The 17,902-nt window shown below is 47.6% G+C and carries 14 protein-coding genes; 5 read left to right on the top strand and 9 right to left on the bottom strand.

Translation table 11 applies throughout. The annotated features are described in order from the left end of the window. Positions 1 to 410: 410 nt before the first annotated feature. Positions 411 to 1,709 (bottom strand): urea ABC transporter substrate-binding protein, encoded by a 1,299-nt coding sequence (urtA, locus tag METBU_RS0100345; protein ID WP_017838734.1) that lies wholly within the window; start codon positions 1,707 to 1,709, stop codon positions 411 to 413. Positions 1,710 to 1,733: 24 nt separating this feature from the next. Next, a complete protein-coding gene (locus METBU_RS0100340; protein WP_017838733.1) occupies positions 1,734 to 2,969 on the bottom strand; it encodes a hypothetical protein in 1,236 nt (411 codons plus the stop codon). A 576-nt stretch (positions 2,970 to 3,545) separates the two neighbouring features. On the opposite strand from METBU_RS0100340, the gene METBU_RS0100330 reads away from it, so the two are divergent. Beyond that, positions 3,546 to 4,850 carry a response regulator c-di-GMP phosphodiesterase, NosR family gene (locus METBU_RS0100330; RefSeq protein ID WP_017838732.1) on the top strand — a complete coding sequence of 435 codons (1,305 nt, stop codon included), beginning with the start codon at positions 3,546 to 3,548 and terminating at the stop codon, positions 4,848 to 4,850. 773 nt (positions 4,851 to 5,623) lie between these two features. On the opposite strand, the gene METBU_RS0100325 is transcribed toward METBU_RS0100330, so the two are convergent. Beyond that, positions 5,624 to 6,163, bottom strand: a complete 540-nt coding sequence (locus METBU_RS0100325; RefSeq protein WP_017838731.1) for a response regulator — start codon at positions 6,161 to 6,163, stop codon at positions 5,624 to 5,626. Between the two features lie 265 nt (positions 6,164 to 6,428). Here METBU_RS0100325 and METBU_RS0100320 point away from each other — a divergent pair, with 265 nt between their 5' ends. Then, positions 6,429 to 7,196: a DUF6901 family protein gene (locus METBU_RS0100320; RefSeq protein ID WP_017838730.1), complete on the top strand. Its 768-nt coding sequence runs from the start codon at positions 6,429 to 6,431 to the stop codon at positions 7,194 to 7,196. Between the two features lie 203 nt (positions 7,197 to 7,399). On the opposite strand, the gene METBU_RS22980 is transcribed toward METBU_RS0100320, so the two are convergent. Further along, entirely contained in the window at positions 7,400 to 8,698 is a 1,299-nt protein-coding gene (locus METBU_RS22980) for a transposase (RefSeq protein WP_017838729.1), read from the bottom strand. A 153-nt stretch (positions 8,699 to 8,851) separates the two neighbouring features. After that, the gene (gene galU / locus METBU_RS0100310; RefSeq protein WP_017838728.1) at positions 8,852 to 9,733 is read right to left on the bottom strand and encodes a UTP--glucose-1-phosphate uridylyltransferase GalU; all 882 of its coding nucleotides are present in this window, start codon (positions 9,731 to 9,733) and stop codon (positions 8,852 to 8,854) included. A 15-nt stretch (positions 9,734 to 9,748) separates the two neighbouring features. On the opposite strand from galU, the gene METBU_RS28530 reads away from it, so the two are divergent. Continuing rightward, the gene (locus tag METBU_RS28530; RefSeq protein ID WP_017838727.1) at positions 9,749 to 9,970 is read left to right on the top strand and encodes a hypothetical protein; all 222 of its coding nucleotides are present in this window, start codon (positions 9,749 to 9,751) and stop codon (positions 9,968 to 9,970) included. 32 nt (positions 9,971 to 10,002) lie between these two features. Here METBU_RS28530 and METBU_RS0100300 read toward each other — a convergent pair whose 3' ends face one another. Then, positions 10,003 to 11,400, bottom strand: a complete 1,398-nt coding sequence (locus METBU_RS0100300; protein WP_017838726.1) for a mannose-1-phosphate guanylyltransferase/mannose-6-phosphate isomerase — start codon at positions 11,398 to 11,400, stop codon at positions 10,003 to 10,005. A gap of 312 nt (positions 11,401 to 11,712) precedes the next feature. Between METBU_RS0100300 and METBU_RS0100295 the strand changes: the two genes are divergently transcribed. Together METBU_RS0100295 and cysC are read left to right on the top strand one after the other, a co-directional pair. Next, positions 11,713 to 12,678 (top strand): DHH family phosphoesterase, encoded by a 966-nt coding sequence (locus tag METBU_RS0100295; protein ID WP_017838725.1) that lies wholly within the window; start codon positions 11,713 to 11,715, stop codon positions 12,676 to 12,678. Positions 12,679 to 12,698: 20 nt separating this feature from the next. Beyond that, positions 12,699 to 13,310: an adenylyl-sulfate kinase gene (gene cysC, locus METBU_RS0100290; protein WP_014149195.1), complete on the top strand. Its 612-nt coding sequence runs from the start codon at positions 12,699 to 12,701 to the stop codon at positions 13,308 to 13,310. Positions 13,311 to 13,929: 619 nt separating this feature from the next. Here the strand turns inward: cysC and galE are convergent. From galE to METBU_RS0100265, 3 genes are all read right to left on the bottom strand, one after another. Next, on the bottom strand, positions 13,930 to 15,012 hold the full coding sequence (gene galE, locus METBU_RS0100285) for a UDP-glucose 4-epimerase GalE (protein ID WP_017838724.1): 1,083 nt from the start codon (positions 15,010 to 15,012) through the stop codon (positions 13,930 to 13,932). A gap of 51 nt (positions 15,013 to 15,063) precedes the next feature. After that, positions 15,064 to 16,452, bottom strand: coding sequence for a TIGR03013 family XrtA/PEP-CTERM system glycosyltransferase (locus METBU_RS0100280; RefSeq protein ID WP_017838723.1), 1,389 nt, complete (start codon positions 16,450 to 16,452; stop codon positions 15,064 to 15,066). A 419-nt stretch (positions 16,453 to 16,871) separates the two neighbouring features. After that, the gene (locus METBU_RS0100265; RefSeq protein WP_235726359.1) at positions 16,872 to 17,663 is read right to left on the bottom strand and encodes a S1 family peptidase; all 792 of its coding nucleotides are present in this window, start codon (positions 17,661 to 17,663) and stop codon (positions 16,872 to 16,874) included. Positions 17,664 to 17,902 lie beyond the last annotated feature (239 nt).

The following is a 17,902-nucleotide window of genomic DNA, read 5'->3' as shown; positions in this document are numbered from 1 at the left end:
TATATACCCTTTGCTGGTCAAATTTCGGCGCCGGGGTGTCCGTCAAAGGACGCCGTGAATACGTCCATGTAGGCTCTGTGACAGCATCCCTGCTGTCAAAGCCTTTGCCGAACACCCCGGCACCTCCACGCGTCAATGCCGAAATTTGAAGTGCGATGGGTATATACTCTTTGCTAATCAAATTTCAGCACTATGCAGGACGGGGTTTGCAACCACGTCCTTAACATTTCTACCATGCCCAAAGCAAATCCAAACGTTCGGAGCGGGTTGAATAACCCGCCCCGCGCCTCAATCCTTATCGGAACAACTACAGCTATTAACGAAAACAAAGCCTTTTCAGGGAGGAAGTTATTTTGGGCGAAATCTTAAACTTAAATTCGCACCCTACTCTCTACTTCAATATTGCCCGGTCAATAATTTTGCCCGGAACATTTTTTTGTTTCGGTATTGAAATTGCCGCACATGATCGGAGGCGTCCAGTCGGCAATGATCGGCTTACTCTCCGGCAGATAATCCGACCAGGCATCGCCCGGAACCAATTTATTGGTTTGCCAAACGGTCAAGAACTGCCCGTCTTCCTGAATTTCGCCGATCAATACCGGCTTGGTGATGTGATGGTTCGGCAGCATTTTTGAAATACCGCCGGTCAAGTTAGGAGCCTCGACGCCGATGATCGCCTTTTGCACTGCATCCGGGTCCGTCGTTCCGGCCTTTTCGACCGCCTTGACCCACATATTGAAACCGATGTAATGCGCTTCCATCGGATCGTTGGTTACGCGTTTCGGGTTCTTGATGAACTCATGCCATTGTTTGATGAATGCAGCGTTCTTGGTCGTATCGACACTCATGAAATAATTCCAAGCGGCTAGATGACCGACCAACGGTTTTGTATCGATGCCAGACAACTCCTCTTCGCCGACCGAGAACGCGACGACCGGAATGTCCTCGGCGGAAACACCCTGATTACCCAATTCTTTATAGAAAGGAATGTTGGCATCGCCGTTGATCGTCGACACGACCGCCGTTTTCTTGCCGGCCGAACCGAATTTCTTGATATCCGATACGATACTTTGCCAATCGGAATGGCCGAACGGCGTATAGTTGATCATAATGTCCTTTTCGTCGACGCCTTTGGCTTTCAGATACGCTTCGAGAATTTTGTTGGTCGTGCGAGGATAAACATAGTCGGTCCCTGCCAACACCCAACGTTCGGCGCCGAAGTCGCTCATCAGATAATCGACGGCCGGAATCGCTTGCTGATTCGGCGCGGCACCGGTGTAAAACACGTTTTTCGACGATTCTTCGCCTTCGTATTGCACCGGATAGAACAACAAGCCGTTCAATTCCTCGACGACCGGCAACACCGATTTACGCGAGACCGACGTCCAGCAACCGAAGATCGCCGCAACCTTATCCTTGGTCAAGAGTTCGCGCGCTTTCTCGGCGAACAAAGGCCAATTCGAGGCCGGATCGACGACGACCGGCTCGAGCTTCTTACCGAGCAAACCGCCTTTTTTGTTCTGCTCCTCGATCAGCATTAGCATCGTATCTTTGAGCGTGGTTTCGCTAATCGCCATCGTGCCCGACAGCGAATGTAAGACGCCGACTTTGATCGTGTCTTCAGCTGAAGCATTCGGAGCCGTAACCGTTAAGTACGATGCAACGGCTGCAACGCTTAGCAATTTAAGATTTTTCGATAGTTTCTTCATGGTATATTCCCGATGTAATTGAAATTAGATTTGGTACTGAAAGCCAAGAAGGAAGGCATTGACTTGGTCGCCTGTCGCATCGTCCCTGTAATTGAGCCCCTTAGTCATCAAATCGCCGTATTGCCAACTTAAACCGATTCGTGCGTTATGTCCGTCGATGACATAATTCACCCCGGCCTCGAACATATTCCGATCCGGACTATTTTTCGGCATGACGTTGACATAACGAACGAAGGGTTGAAATTGGCCGATACCGATCGTTTGCGGAAATAAATACATACCACTCACGTCATAGGCATTGCCTTCGAACATCGCAAACCCGCCCCCTGCTCTTCGGCTGGCCATGCTGAAACCATTGATTCCGTAATTCTTATATTCGCCGTTCAGAGTCACGACACCGCCGTTCCCCAATACTTTTTCGAGTAATAAATCGATCGCCGTACCCCTGAAATTACCGGCATCACCAAGGACACCAGCGCCATCTTCCTGATATTGATTAGAAACCGCCAAGGTCAGAATGTCGCCCCCCTTACCGTAATAGGTCCCCGATGTGTAGTAACCGGGATTTTTTTCGACTTCCCAGAAGTTAAAAGCCAAGCGTTGCGCATAGAGCAGATTGTCGTCTTTATTCGCGCCGCCTCTTAACCCTTGGAAAATACCTAACGCGTATTGAACGCGGCCGTCCCAAACAGAACCCCAAAACGTCACACCGTCGTCACGGCCGAAAGAACCCGCAGATGTTCCGTCATTACGTATCGTCGTATTGAAATCGGCCGGCTCGAACGGCGTACCGCTAATCCGGTCGCCGGTTACATAAATGCTATGCACGGCGCTATAAAACGGTCCGTTCATTTCGCGGCGCTCGGCCGGCACGAGCATGCGCCCGACCCACAAATTCGCCATCGGATGAAATTCGAATTTACCGATTGCATCCAATAATCGAAGCTCACCGCCTGAATTACAGGTTTGACATTCCGAGTTGATTTCCAACTTGATGTATTCGTGAATCTGAGCATTCAAATACAAACGCATGTTATCGACGAAAAAGTCGTTCGACCAATTACCGTCCGCAACCGACTCGACCGAGGTAAAGCTTGTCCGTAAACCGGCACCGAGGCTTAACCATTTGGTTTCGTCGATTTTAAAAGTCGCACCTGCTTGCGACTCCTGCACATGACTTAGCGATAATGCTGCAAAAAGTAGATACGTCAAAAAACCGTGTTGTCGTTTGTGGCTGCCTAGCTTGTAAACAGTCGTCATGATCATTCCCCCTAAGAGTCAAAAAATGCACCGGTTTATACCGGCGCAGCCGAATAAGGCTGAAATCGATTATTCTTTGGCGGAAACATTTGAACAATCAGTCAAATGACTCATTAGTTAAATGACGTATAGAATTATTCTTTGTCGAATGAAGGGAGTAAAAAGCGGTAACAAGTGGAAAAATTCGTTATAGAAACAATTAATCTAAAAAAAACATTTCACTTCGAATAGCAAAAAACGGTCGTTAGACGGTTTTTCAATCAAAAGGGAGTAAGCTATATTAACCTAACGATCATGAAGAAGCTTTGGTCACCCCGGCAAATGAAAGTACGAGGGGATGATTAGGGTGCGGTCACTCGCCCGACAGGACGCCGTTAATACGTCCATGTAGGCTCGACGGCGGCTCCCTGCCGCCGACGCCTGTCGATCGAGCAACCGCAACCTCTTAGGAACCGGCATTTTCGTTGCTGAACTTTTGTATATCGAAAAATTAGATAACGAGTCCAAATCTACGAACTTTCACAGTAACAAAAGATGCCTTAAACAACGATAGTCAACTTGCCCAGGATTCATTCTATGAACGCTCCGTCAACGGACGCAAAAATTCAGCCCGTGTTACTACTCGTCGACGATGAGCAGAATATACTCAAGGCGTTAAAGCGCTTGTTCCGTTCCTGCAACTATACGATTCATACCGCTGAAAACGGTTCGGAAGGCTTGGTGCTGTTAAACCAAGAGCCGGTGGACTTGATCCTGTCCGACATGCGCATGCCGAAAATGGACGGAGCGGAATTTCTAGCCAAGGCGGCTGAACAATGGCCGAACACGGTGCGTATTTTGTTGACCGGTTATGCCGACATCGAATCGACGATCGCGGCTGTCAATAAAGGCAAAATCTATAGTTATTGCAGTAAGCCCTGGGATGATAACGAGCTCAAAATACTAGTACACAATGCGCTTGAGCAAAAATTCATTCGCGATGAACGTAACCGCTTATTCGCCATCGTTCAAGACCAAAACGAACAACTCAAGGAACTCAATGCTCATCTCGAAGACAAGGTTGAACAAAGAACAGGGCAATTGAAAAAATCGTTGGCGCAAATCGATAAAGCCAACAAAGCCTTAAAAAAACAATATACCGACTCGATTAAAACCTTTGCCCGAATTATTGAAATGCGGCCCGGAATCAAAAGCGGTCATGCCAAATTTTTTGCGGAAAATGGCCGAAAGATAGCGCGGCTCATGGAATTGAGCGATGAAGACATCAACAACGTGATGTATGCCGGACTGTTGTTGCAAATCGGCAAAATGAGCTTACCCGACGAGCTATTGAAACAGCCGCTGTTTTCACTTTCTTGGCATGATAAAAAGCGCTATTACAAACATGCCGAGGAAGGGCAAATGATGCTAAGAGACATCCGGCAACTCCAAGAAGCCGCTTCGATCATTTATCACCAGTATGAACATTACGATGGTTCAGGCATGCCGAAAGGCTTGGTCGGCACAGAAATACCGATCGGCTCGCGTATCCTCGCGATAATCAGGGACTACATTTCCTATCTCGACGGCACGCTAACCGGTGAATCGTTACCGATCGTTCAAGTCAAAAAGCATATTGAACTGAAAAAAGGGAGCCTCTATGACCCCGATGTCAGCGATATCTTTCTGCAATACTTGCCTGAATCGGAAGAGGACGATAGGCCGATAATCGAAATGTCCTGGACTCAATTGCAAGCAGGAATGGAAGTCGAGGAAGTCTTGTGCAATGATTTACTGTATTTAAAAGACCGGATACTAACCGAAAAAAACGTAAACGATATTTTCAATTTACGAGAAAACGGGGGGCAATTATCAATCAAAGTCCGATTAGGCAATAAATAGGCTATGTTCGCGTTAATAGCAGAAATTCATACGACGCCAATTTCGAAACTTGAAGACTGTAGGGGACGCTGTGCGTACCATCATTCTAGAAAAAGCATTTCACCATGAAGATCATAAAGAAAACATTTAGGTAATTTCTTGAAATACTTCATGTGCTTCATGGTGAAACTGCCGAATTTAGGATTAAGTTTAGGTAAACCCGTCATTCCGCCATGGACTGGCGGAATCCAGTGCCATGGATGGCAAGCTTTTGAGACACACTGTGGAGCCTGAGTGCAAGCACTTCTCGTTCCCACCGCTCCTGCGTGGGAATGCATACCGACCTTACCTCGGCAGCCAAGCTATGGGTTCCCACGGATTCGTTTGTATAAAACTTTCGCTCACCCAAGAGTTTAGCGGGAATGTTTAGGTGATCTCGTGAAATACTTCATGTGCTTCATGGTTAAACGGCCGAATTTAGGATCATTGTGCCTTGCGCCGACATAAGGTACGCGCAGCGTACCCTACGATTCGCTTTAAATCTTCCTGATTAGCAAGATGCTTCAGCTTGCCGGAGCCAAATGCCCGAGCGGGCCAGTCGTAACCGCTGCGACTTCTGCGGGACGGGTTATTTAACCCGTCCCCAACTTTTCGGTTTGACCTAAACATTTCGGCTTACTTCGGCCAAAATCGAAACGCTTAGGACGGGGTTGCAAGCCCCGTCCTGCCAGGGATATCCTGGTTTTTGGGCTTTAGCTGAAGAAACTTGCTAATCAGGTAAATCTTTAACTCCGTTATTCATATTCATCTTCATTGATGATGATCGAACCGTCCGCGGCCCAATTGACCTTGGTAATGCCGGGTTCTTCGGCTTCCAGTGCTCTAAGAATAGCATCTTGATCTTTCAAAAGCGCTTGCTGCCTTCGTACCTGATCGGCTAAGTCCTTATTTTCTTGCAATATTCGTTTATGCTCTAACGCAACTGCAACCGCATTGATTATTTCAAGATTATTCCAAGGCTTATTCAGAAACCGGAATACGCCGGCTTCATTGATCGCATGCTGAGCACTTTCGAGGTCGGCGTAGCCGGTCAGAATCATCCGCATGGCATTCGGTTGCAACTTAATGAACTTCTTTAGAAACTCAACACCGTCCATGCCCGGCATTCGATAATCCGAAATCACTAAATCGAATTCGATTTCTTTGGCTAATAGTAATGATTCTTCCCCACTCTGCGCGGTCACTAAATGATAATCCCGCAAAATCCTGGATAAAGCCTTGAGAACATTTTGTTCGTCATCCACCAATAAAATTTTTGCCGCATCCTCGTTCATAATCCACCCATTTAAATCATCCTTTGCCAAAATTAAGCGATACTTATATAAAGTCCAATCGATAAAGTAAACTTAGAAACCGAAGACCCACTAAGGAATATGCACAAAATAACTTATACAAGTAGTAGGCTTTGTGGCGGTTTGGTGACTCGCTTGACAGGACGCCGTGAATACGTCCCTGTAGGCTTGACGGCGGCTATCCCTGCCGCCGACACCTGTCAAGCGAGTCACCAACCCCCCTTCCGACAATTGTCTAAGTTATTTCATGCTCGTTCCTAAATATCAACGACAAGACGGCTTCATATTGGAAAACCGCATGACCGATCAAAACTTACACTTTCTCTATCGTTTTTTATTCGCCGATAATAACGTCATCGAGTTCGCAATTGAAATCGATCAAAAAACGATGAATTTTACCCGTCCCCAACTCACTGAGCCGCCATTCTGGACCGAGCTCGAATACCACCAATGCAGTAATTGCACCTTGGCAAAGGAACATTCACCGCAATGTCCCGTCGCCGTCAATTTGCAGCCGCTTATGGAGTTATGCGGCACGCTGGTTTCTTATGAATCGGTCGCACTAGATGTTATCACACCGGAACGAACAATCAGCGGAAAAACCACGATGCAGCGGGCATTAAGCTCGTTGCTGGGTTTAATCATGGCGACAAGCCCTTGCCCTCATACCGAACATTTAAAACCGATGGCGCGCTTTCATCTACCCTTGGCCAGCGACGACGAAACAATTTACCGTAGTACATCGATGTATTTGCTGGGTCAATATTTCAAGTATAAGCAAGGTCTTGAACATACCTTCGAATTGGATGAACTGATGCAACGTTATCAAAACTTGCAAATCATCAACAAAGCCCTTGCCAACCGTTTTAGAGCGGCAAGCACCGAGGATGCCACCGTTAATGCCATCATCCTGCTCGACTTGCTATCACGTTCGGTTAGCTGGTCTATCGAAGATGGACTCGAAGAAATTCGCTCTTTGTTTCAAGGCTACGGGATCAACACCGAAACGGATTAAAATCAGCGTAGTCTCAATAGGGCTAGAAATTAATTAAGGACTTAGTCATAAAGAACTTCCCTTAATCCTAAAAAGTGGAGTTGCATGTGTTGTAGACCGTTCGTGCTGAGCCAAGTCGAAGCATGAAGGGTCTACAACATTTTCACCGGCTTGGTGGGACGAGGAACGCCCATAAGCGCCAACTTAAGAATCTAAGTATTTGATTAAGCAAGACTAACGCCACCTCCCCGACCTTCAATAATGAGTTCCAAAACACGATCCGGCAAACCCTGAAGCTTTCTCTTGCGCGGACGTTCACAAAGGCTTTTTACGTGGTCATCAATAAAGCGCTTATTTTTTGGAAAACAAGCCGTAAGTCCTGCCTTGATCTCATTGGCGATCGTGCGCCATAAACGCCAATGGGTAATCGAACGATCACCGTCCATTGTGGTGGCCGCCCGGCCGAATCGGCGCTGCGCTATTTTTTGAGTCACTGCAGCAAACAGTAACTTGCCGTGCAAATATAAATCCGCCAGCTTGCTGTCTTTTCGGGCGCGTAGCCGGTCGATATCGAGCAAGCTCTTTAGCCGCTTTATGACCAGCTCCACTTGCCAGCGAACCCGGTAGAGCTCAGCGATTGATTTCGTGTCGAGCAGCGCTTCGGGGAGCGAAGTAAAAATCAACACCCAGCCGCTCAGCATCAAGGTCTTTTGGCTCGCCGTGCGACCTTTATCACGCGCGCGTTGTTTCGCTTTGCGGCGTGCTTGCGCNGCCTGTTCCGGCGGTAACGGCATCGCATGCACCACGCCTTCAATACGTTTGTCTTGATGGCACAGATAAACGGGTATCGCACCCGGCTGACCATTCAAATCGCGTATGCGCTGTTCCCAATCGATTTTAACACCTTTCGGTTCGTTGCACCGTTCGTAAAGCGTCATGCTGTGTGGATTGTAGCGCAGTACGACGTGGCCGCCGCGATCAATGAGCGGGACTAAAGACTTCGGTTGGTTGTAGCCTCGATCAACCAACGCGACATCACCTGCAGTCAACTGATAGTGATCCAAGCTCTCGCCGACTTTATCGGTCGTGACGTTGACCTCGCGAAGTGNNAAGCTCATCAAGTCGATCGCCACATGCAAGCGATACGTTGTTTCTTTCGCGCCGGGTTCTTGCACGGTCGAACCGTCAATCACAATGAAATTCAAGGAGCCATTGTTGATCTGTTTATCCAATCCGAACACACGCTTCAGTAACGACTTGATCCACACCACGCAGGCCGCCAGTCGCTTGGTCACCGCCGTGTCGCTCAAATAGCCTTGAAGCTTGGCAACTTCGCCGGCACAGCTGCGCAACGACAAGTCCTGTCCGCAATACAACAGGACTAACTGCAATAATTGCAACGGTGATCGGATTTTCCGTGCCCGTGCAAACGCCTGTAATTCATAGGCCTGCTCCTGGAAATCTGCCGGGAGCTCTTGCAAAAATTCATCAAAAGGCGTATCTGTTAGCTGTGGCTGCTTCATAGGGATTTTCACTTTCGTCGGTAAAAATACTCTATGTTGTGGCCACACTTTTATTTTTCAACTACAAATCAACGTTTTATGCCTTAAGTTGGCGTCTATGCGAGGAACGCCCCCGATCTCCCCATTAGCTCATACTGAACTTTTACGCACACATTAAATCCGAGCCGCGAGATTTTTCAAATATTCGGCAAAATCGTTTTTCAACTCTTCATGTAATAAACCATGCTCGACCGTCGCGATTAAAAAGCCGAGCTTGGAACCGCAATCGTAACGCTGTCCTTCAAACTCATACGCCAAAACCTGCTCGTCATCCATCAATGCGGCGATCGCATCGGTGAGTTGAATTTCTCCACCCGCGCCTTTTTTGGTCCGTTTGATTTTTTCGAAAATAGCCGGCGTCAAAATATAGCGTCCGACGACCGCCAAATTCGACGGCGCTTGCTCCGGCTTGGGTTTTTCGACAATCAACTTCACATCGCTTAGTTTTTCCGAAACCGGTTCTGTCTTAACGATGCCGTAACTACCGGTTTCCGAAGGATCGACTCGCTCGACTCCCAAAATACTACTGCGTTCCTGATTGAATACGCTAACCATTTGTCGCATACATCCACGGTGTTTGTCTTCGATTAAATCGTCGGCCAAAATGACGGCAAAAGGCTCGTCACCCACGATAGGCCGCGCGCAGTAAACCGCATGTCCCAACCCCAGCGCTTCGGACTGTCGAATATAAACGCAGGAGACATGCGGCGGTACGATATTTTGTATCATCCGTAAAGTCTGAATCTTACCTTTCGCTTCCAACTCGGTTTCAAGCTCGTAGGCTTTGTCGAAATGATCGACAATCGATGTTTTGTTCCGGCCAATCACAAAGATCATCGTATCGATTCCTGCGGCGACTGCCTCGTCGACTGCATATTGAATCAACGGTTTATCGACGACCGGCAACATTTCTTTCGGACTAGCTTTGGTGGCCGGTAAAAACCGGGTGCCTAAACCCGCGACCGGAAATACGGCTTTCGTGATAATTTGTTTCATCGATATCTCCCGTTAATGAAATTAAGATCTAAAAATTTTGGCTGGCGGGTTATAAACGCTATCGCATCGATAACCGACGAGGTCGCTCGGGCCTACAATGAATCAAACCCAATAAGCGCCAACTTATTAGTGCTTATTCTGTGGTGGGTTTGCGGCTTTATTCGTTATATCGGCATAGATGCGAAGCTACGCGTTGCCATCCCTGGTACTGGCTTCCGCCAATCCCTGGCGGAATGACGCGTTATTTCCTTAAGTTGGCTTCTATGGAATTAAACCCTACCATATTGATCCTGAAAACGCACAATATCGTCCTCGCCTAGATAGCTACCCGATTGCACTTCTACCATTTCCAAAGGAATTACGCCGGGGTTTTCCAAACAATGCACGGTACCCAGAGGAATATAAATCGACTCGTTTTCGGCCAACAGAATCTGTTGATCGCCCTTGGTGACCAAAGCGGTGCCTTTGACAATAATCCAATGTTCGGCGCGGTGATGATGTTTCTGCAAGGATAACTTGGCACCCGGCTTGACCAAAATCCGCTTGGTCTGGTGACGTTCCCCATTATCGACCGAATCGTAATGCCCCCACGGACGATAAACCTTGCGATGCAAATCGGCTTCACTGCGCTTTTGGCTTTTCAAAAAATCGACGATCGCTTTGACTTCTTGCACTTTGTCCTTGGTTGCGACCAATAAGGCGTCATCGGTTTCGACAATGACCAGATCCTGAACGCCGATTGCTGCAACCAATTTATCTTTTGAATACAAATAAGAATTTTCGGTGTCGATCGCCAAAACATCGCCGAAGACTGCATTGCCCGAGTCATCTTTCGGCGTCACGTCCCAAAGAGCCGTCCATGAGCCTACATCGTTCCACCCGGCATCGAGCGGAATAACGACGGCATTGGCGGTTTTTTCCATCACGGCATAATCGATCGAATCGGCCGGACAGGTCGAAAAAATATCCTTACCGATACGGGTAAAGTCCAAATCCTGCTGCGCCGATTGCAGTGCTTCTCGACAGACCTGCAACATCTCGGGATTGAATTTCGCCAATTCGTCGAGATAAACGCCGGCTTTGAAAGCGAACATGCCGCTGTTCCAATAAAAATCGCCGCTTTCGATATAACGCTGCGCGGTTTCCGCATCCGGTTTCTCGACGAATGCCGCGACTTTAAATGCCTCGCCCTGTTGCGACTGCGAACGTTGTATGTAGCCATAACCGGTTTCAGGCTGTGTCGGCACAATACCGAAAGTCACCAATTGCCCTTGCCGAGCCAAGGTATCGGCGGCGATAACGGCTTGATGAAACGCGGCGCAATCGGCAATGACGTGATCGGCCGGCAAGATCAAAAGCACGTCGTCGGAAGCGACCGATAAAGCCGCCATCGCGACCGCAGGCGCGGTGTTTTTGCCGACCGGCTCCAAAATGATGGAGGCCGGTTTGACGCCGATTTCCCACATTTGCTCGGCCAGCATGAAGCGATGATCTTCATTACAAACGGCGATTGGAGGTTTGATATGTTTGAGTCCATTGAGCCTCAGCACGGTTTCCTGAATCATTGTCCGCTCGGAAACCAGCGGCAGAAATTGCTTAGGATATTGTCCGCGAGACAACGGCCACAACCGGGTGCCCGAACCGCCGGATAAAATAACAGGTATCATAGGAAAATCCTTGGTAATGATAAATTTTTAGTAACTATTCAGCGCATGCGGTAGGTTGGTGTCAGGCATTGATTTCTAAGGACGCGTGAATACATCCCTGTAAGCTCTGACTGCAACGTCCTGTTGCAGACAGCCTTATAAATCAATGCCTGACACCTTCTCATACATGACTTATGCTGAATAATTACAATTTTTACAGACAACGATAAAGATTATAGCGGGTTTATCTAACCTTTTCTCTTAGGCAGTTGGTATCGCGCCGGCTTTTGCCTATACTTTGCCTTCCATTGTTTATTATTTAAGGAAAAACGCATGCGCTTCGATGTTTTCAATGGCGATGCCGACGGCATTTGCGCCTTAATTCAGCTTCGGCTTGCCGAGCCCGTGAACGCCCAACTGGTGACCGGCATTAAGCGCGATATCGATTTGCTCGAGCGAGTCGACGCTCGAGCCGGCGACAAAGTCTTGGTCCTGGACATTTCATTGGAAAAGAATCTGCCCGCGCTCCAGCGCATTCTGGATCAAGGCGCCGAAGTATTCTATGTCGATCATCACCGGTCCGGCGATATACCCGATCATACCGCATTAACCGCTCTGATCGATACAGATGCCAATGTCTGCACCAGTATACTCGTCGACCGTTATTTACAAGGACGCTACCGGGAATGGGCCATCACGGCCGCATTCGGGGATAATCTAGATCAACCGGCCATGCAATTGGCTAGCGGACTATCCTTGTCCGAAATGCACACCGAACAGCTCAAACAACTCGGCATCTGTATCAATTATAACGGTTACGGTAGTTGCGTCGAGGACCTGCATTTTCCGCCCGACGAACTGTATTTAGAAATGGCCGGTTACCCGTCGCCTTTCGATTTTATCAATGATAAAGCTGAAATCTATCATCGATTGGTGGATGGCTATGACAATGACATGGCATATGCCAAAAACATCGCATCGGAATACAGCACAGCCTCAGTGGCGGTTTTCATCTTACCGGACGAAGCTTGGGCCAGACGCATCAGCGGCGTTTTCGCCAACGAGTTAGCCAATGCTCATCCCGACCGCGCGCATGCGATACTGAGCCATAACCGCTCGGGCGGCTATTTAGTCAGCGTCAGGGCTCCGCATACTCATAAAACCGGCGCCGACGAACTATGCGCGATGTTTCCTACCGGAGGCGGACGCAAAGCCGCGGCCGGCATCAATCATCTACCGATAGAAACTCTCCCGCAATTTATCGATCGCTTCGAAACGCATTATTCATCCTTTCGTTAATTCATTCCCATCAAATCAATATGACTCAAAAAAGCACCGATACCGTTTGGCATAACGCCACCATCACCCGTAACGACAGAGAAAAACTACATAAACATAAAAGCGTGATACTGTGGTTTACCGGCTTGTCCGGTTCGGGAAAGTCTACATTGGCTCATGCCGTCGAAGACTATTTGCACCGTTATGGTTGTTCGACCTTCGTTTTGGACGGCGATAATGTGAGACACGGCCTTTGCAGCGATTTGGGCTTCAGCGATGAGGATAGAGTAGAAAACATCAGAAGAATCGGCGAAATGGCCAAATTAATGATTGAAGCAGGTGTGATTACATTAACGGCTTTTATTTCACCATTCCGCGCAGACCGAAGTTCCGCACGGAAATTGGTCCCTCACGGCGATTTCATCGAAATCTACTGCCAATGCCCGCTGGAAACCTGCGAACAAAGAGACGTGAAAGGGTTGTATAAAAAAGCGCGTGCCGGCAAGATTCCTTTTTTTACAGGTATCGACTCGCCTTACGAGGAACCCGAAAAACCCGAGCTGATAGTCAATACGCATGCACTCTCGCTGGACGAAAGCGTTCAAGCCGTGATGAAACTGTTGTTGCAACGCAGCATAGTAAGGCCCGGTTAACGCTTAGGATTTCATGGATAAATAACATCTTGAAGCTATGAGCTTTGTTGAAGGTTTGGCAACTCTTTGGCAGGACATAATTATTCAGCTCCCCCTTATCGTTCCCACGCTCCAGCGTGGGAATGCAGCCCGAGACGCTCTAGCGTCTCGTACCGCTGGAGCGGTACTCAGGCATTCCCACGCAGAGCATCACTGCCATTAAGTTAAGCCGTTCGTGGTGAGCCTGTCGAACCATGGACGGCTTAACTTATCGACCCAGGATTTTTCCATTCACCCTTCGACAGACTCAGGGCGAACGGAAAAATCCTTAACTTAATGGCAGTGACGCAGAGCATGGGAACGATAATTGCCGGGGAGCTGAATTGTTACGGCTGGACTGGGTTTGTTTACAACCCAGCCCGAAACGTTTCAACCATGGCCGAAGCAAGCAGAAACGTTGGGGACGGGTTAAATAACCCGTCCCGCAGGATACTCATGTGCCTTTAATACTTTGCCTAGTCGCATCCATTCAATCTGCCCCCTTCTGCAATCCCTGCTTGGGTGACGATTAACAGCATTCATGGGATCTGTTACGTTCCGATTTTAGCTGAAGCTTGTTAGTAATCAGGAAACGAATTGATTAAGCATACCCTTGCGGATTTCGGCTTTGCCAACGCCAAGTATCTGCAACCATATCTTGCAGATTTTTTTCGCTATACCATCCGAGTTGCTGTTGCGCAAAAGCCGGGGCGGCATAGCATTCGGCGATATCGCCGGCCCGTCTTGGAACGATTTTATAAGGCACCTTTTGACCGGTAACCCGCTCAAATGCTTGAACCATATCAAGAACACTGTAGCCCTTGCCGGTACCCAAGTTAAACGCCGTGCAAGCGGCTTGATCGGCCGGACAAGCAAACAAGGCTTCAAGCGCTTTCAAGTGGCCTTTCGCCAAATCGACAACATGGATATAATCCCTAACGCCGGTACCATCATGCGTTGGGTAATCGTTACCGAATACCGACAACTCCGTCAATTTACCGATCGCCACTTGCGCAATATAGGGCATGAGATTATTCGGTATGCCATTAGGGTCCTCACCGATCAGACCGCTTTCATGCGCGCCTATCGGATTAAAATACCGCAACAAAGCAATTTTCCAAGGTGCTGCCCCGGAACCCTGCAACCGATCCGCAGCCGATAAATCCCTCAAAATCTCCTCGATAAACAACTTGGTTCTTCCGTACGGATTAGTCGCCGACAACGGGAAGCTTTCTTCGATAGGCACTTTATGCGGATCGCCGTAGACCGTCGCCGAAGAACTGAATACCAGATTTTTGACTCCGGCCTCCGCCATCGCTTCGGTCAACACCAAAGTACCGTAAATATTATTGTGGTAATACTCCAAAGGTTTACTGCACGATTCCCCAACCGCCTTGAGTCCGGCAAAATGAATCACCGCATCGATGTTGTACTCATTGAAAACCCGGTCCATTCCGCTTCGATCTCTAATATCGACTTGATAAAACGCAAGGGATTTACCAGTAATTGATTCGACTCGGTGCAACGCTTCCAATTTACTGTTCGATAAATTATCGACCACGACGACTTCAAAACCGGCCTGAAGCAACTCCACACAAGTATGACTACCGATATAACCGGCACCGCCGGTCACTAAAATACATTTTTTATTCAAATCAACCTCTCCAAACTCCTCACCTTTCATCTTTCATCTTTCATCTTTCATCTTTCATCTTTCATCTTTCAATATAAATTCTCACCTAGCCCCCTTCCCCCAAACAACAATTTCAATCGTATGTAGAATGATGCTGATATCTAAAAATAAACTGTAATTTTTTACGTAATAAAGATCGTATTCGAGTTTCCTAATCGTATCGTCTTCACTAGCTCCGTATTGGTACGATATCTGCGCCCAACCGGTAATCCCCGGCTTAACACGATGTCGTTCGGCATAATAATCGATCCGTTCAACAAACCCTTCGACGAATTCGGGTCGCTCCGGCCTGGGTCCGACGAAGCTCATGTCGCCTGTTAACACATTAAATATTTGCGGCAATTCGTCGATACGGCATTTCCTAATGAAAGCGCCGACTTTAGTGATCCTATTGTCCTTTTCTTGAGCGAATTGCGCGCCGTTCTTCTCGGCATCGACGACCATGCTGCGGAATTTAATGACTTCGAAGTTACGATTATTTTCGCCGACTCGGACTTGCCGATAAAAAATCGGCGCCTTGATTCCGCTTTCGATCAAAATTGCGATCGAAGTCATTAACATGAAGGGCCAGGCCACCGCCAATAAAATCAAACTAACCACAATATCGAAAAATCTTTTGCCTATTGACCTTAACCCGCTGACCGCAAAACCATCCGAAAATAGAAACCAACTCGGATAAACATTCGTAAGGGAGATAAGGCCTTGTTCACGTTCGTAAAAAGTCACTAAGTCGATCACATCGAAACCCGACATTTTACAATCGAGCAAAGTAGTCAACGGCATACCGCGGCGCCTATCATCGATCGCTAAAACGATCTCATCGATATTCAAATCATGAGCGACCTCGTTAAGCGATTTATCTTGCTTGATCAACAGCGCTTCATCGATGCAACACATTTCACCGGGCAAAGCCACGAAACCGGCAATATTAAAGGACTTATGCAAATATCCGGAATTCAATTCGACCAATTCTTTTGCCTTATTGCCGCTACCGACGACCAGCACTTGTTTTTTAATCCTATCGATTTTTGCATAGCGATAAAAAAAATACCGAATTAGCATCATGCCTAAAAAGGCAATCACGATAGAGACGCCCAATACGCTCCGCGCGATTAAAAAATTGGGGAAAATGTAATAAATCGACACCACGACAAAGATGCCGACGCCGAAGCTAAAGCTGACGCGCGCCAATAAGTCGTATTCGTGGATGCCCAAATTTCGCCGGTACAATCCCAGCGAGATATTGCATAACGTAAAAATAGCCGCGAAAATCAGACTGGCATTAACGATATCGGATTCCGAATACCAGGAAGGCTGATAAAGAAAACGTACCTGACTACCCAGGTACATCGCGAAATAAAACATGATTGCTTCAAAAACGAGCAACCATAAAAACGCGCTAGAAATGTAATGACGAAAAATCCTGATCATATCGATTGCCGATAGTCGGTTTCAAAACGGAGAGTTATAGAGAATTTATTCACAAGCTTAAAAACTTCAAACCATAATGGTATAGGGGTTAAACAAATTTACACGAAAGACTCGACGCAACAAGTGTAGCCCCATAAACCGGCAACGGCAAAATATCTTCCACCTTCACCGGGACAGTGGGCGGTAAGCGGTAAGCGGTAAGCGGTAAGCGGTAAGCGGTAAGCGGTAAGCGGTAAGCGGTAAGCGGTAAGCGGTAAGCGGTAAGCGGTAAGCGGTAAAATGATCCGGCATTTTAACCACTTGTCAATCCCTAATTTCCTCTTTCCTCTTTCCTCTTTCCTCTTTCCTCTTTCCTCTTTCCTCTTTCCTCTTTCCTCTTTCCTCTTTCCTCTTTCCTCTTTCCCCTTTCACCTTTTTCCCTACTTTTCAACCTTATTCAACAATTGCCTCAAATAAACCGAAGGTATCGCATAAGTAATACCGCTAGGCTGGGAAAGGACCTGCTCTTTGCTTTCCTTGACGAAAACCTTGTTGATAATACCGACCACTTCGCCGGTTTCAGGGTCGTATAATGGGCTGCCGCTATTCCCCGGATAAGCCGTTGCATCGAGTTGAAAAACATTGTAAGGATTACGTAAACGCTTAAGCATTTTTGTGTTCAATTGCCTGGACTGGATAACCGGAATCGCCATCGGCGTAATAGCCGACACGATTCCTCGATGCGTCACCGGAAAAAGCCCAAGCACCATACCTATCGGATAGCCGGTAAAGGCATACAACTCCCCTTCCTTCACTCGACCGGAATCGCCAAGCCTCATCGCGGGTAAACGAGCATTACCGGACAGCTTCAGTATAGCCAAGTCATGTTCCGGGGCGATCGCAACCTGTCTTGCTTGAACCATTTGATCCTTACCGCCACGACGAATAAAAACCGCTAAGGACTCCAAATGCCCTTCATCCAATTCCTTTGCTACCACATGTGCGTTGGTAACAACTAAACTTCCATCGCCAACGGCAAAACCGGTACCTAAAAAAAGCCCTCTAGGACTACGCGTTCGCTGAAACGTCCCGACGACGACAATGCCGGGCTTAATTTTTTCAATCGTGGCAGGTAATGAATCGGATGCTAAACTTAAAGCCGACCACATCACACCGAAAAACACCGCTACAACAACCCCAAAAAAACCATAATTTCGACGCCGACTATTCAAATCAATTCTCCAATTCAACTCAATGCCCAATCTATCATTTTCGCCCATATCCAAAAGCAGCCCTATTCACTATTCACCTTTCACTGCTAACTGCTAACTGCTAACTGCTAGAATACTAACAGCGCAATCACAAACGTCTACTAAAAAATCGAACTTATGAACAGAAACGATAATCAAATTACCCGAAGCTTGGTAGCACTACGATTATTCTGCTAGCATGTGCAACGCTTGGATCGTCA

This window comes from Methylotuvimicrobium buryatense 5G (assembly GCF_000341735.1).
GTDB lineage: Bacteria > Pseudomonadota > Gammaproteobacteria > Methylococcales > Methylomonadaceae > Methylotuvimicrobium > Methylotuvimicrobium buryatense.
The sequence above is the reverse complement of the archived record's forward strand: the minus strand, read 5'-3'. Positions and strand labels throughout refer to the sequence as shown.

What these genes read in the sequence shown, in the direction of transcription:
- urtA (WP_017838734.1), bottom strand. Translation starts at nt 1,709, where the DNA reads ATGAAGAAACTATCGAAAAATCTTAAATTGCTAAGCGTTGCAGCCGTT.
- METBU_RS0100340 (WP_017838733.1), bottom strand. Translation starts at nt 2,969, where the DNA reads ATGACGACTGTTTACAAGCTAGGCAGCCACAAACGACAACACGGTTTT.
- METBU_RS0100330 (WP_017838732.1), top strand. Translation starts at nt 3,546, where the DNA reads ATGAACGCTCCGTCAACGGACGCAAAAATTCAGCCCGTGTTACTACTC.
- METBU_RS0100325 (WP_017838731.1), bottom strand. Translation starts at nt 6,163, where the DNA reads ATGAACGAGGATGCGGCAAAAATTTTATTGGTGGATGACGAACAAAAT.
- METBU_RS0100320 (WP_017838730.1), top strand. Translation starts at nt 6,429, where the DNA reads ATGCTCGTTCCTAAATATCAACGACAAGACGGCTTCATATTGGAAAAC.
- galU (WP_017838728.1), bottom strand. Translation starts at nt 9,733, where the DNA reads ATGAAACAAATTATCACGAAAGCCGTATTTCCGGTCGCGGGTTTAGGC.
- METBU_RS28530 (WP_017838727.1), top strand. Translation starts at nt 9,749, where the DNA reads ATGAAATTAAGATCTAAAAATTTTGGCTGGCGGGTTATAAACGCTATC.
- METBU_RS0100300 (WP_017838726.1), bottom strand. Translation starts at nt 11,400, where the DNA reads ATGATACCTGTTATTTTATCCGGCGGTTCGGGCACCCGGTTGTGGCCG.
- METBU_RS0100295 (WP_017838725.1), top strand. Translation starts at nt 11,713, where the DNA reads ATGCGCTTCGATGTTTTCAATGGCGATGCCGACGGCATTTGCGCCTTA.
- cysC (WP_014149195.1), top strand. Translation starts at nt 12,699, where the DNA reads ATGACTCAAAAAAGCACCGATACCGTTTGGCATAACGCCACCATCACC.
- galE (WP_017838724.1), bottom strand. Translation starts at nt 15,012, where the DNA reads ATGAAAGGTGAGGAGTTTGGAGAGGTTGATTTGAATAAAAAATGTATT.
- METBU_RS0100280 (WP_017838723.1), bottom strand. Translation starts at nt 16,452, where the DNA reads ATGATCAGGATTTTTCGTCATTACATTTCTAGCGCGTTTTTATGGTTG.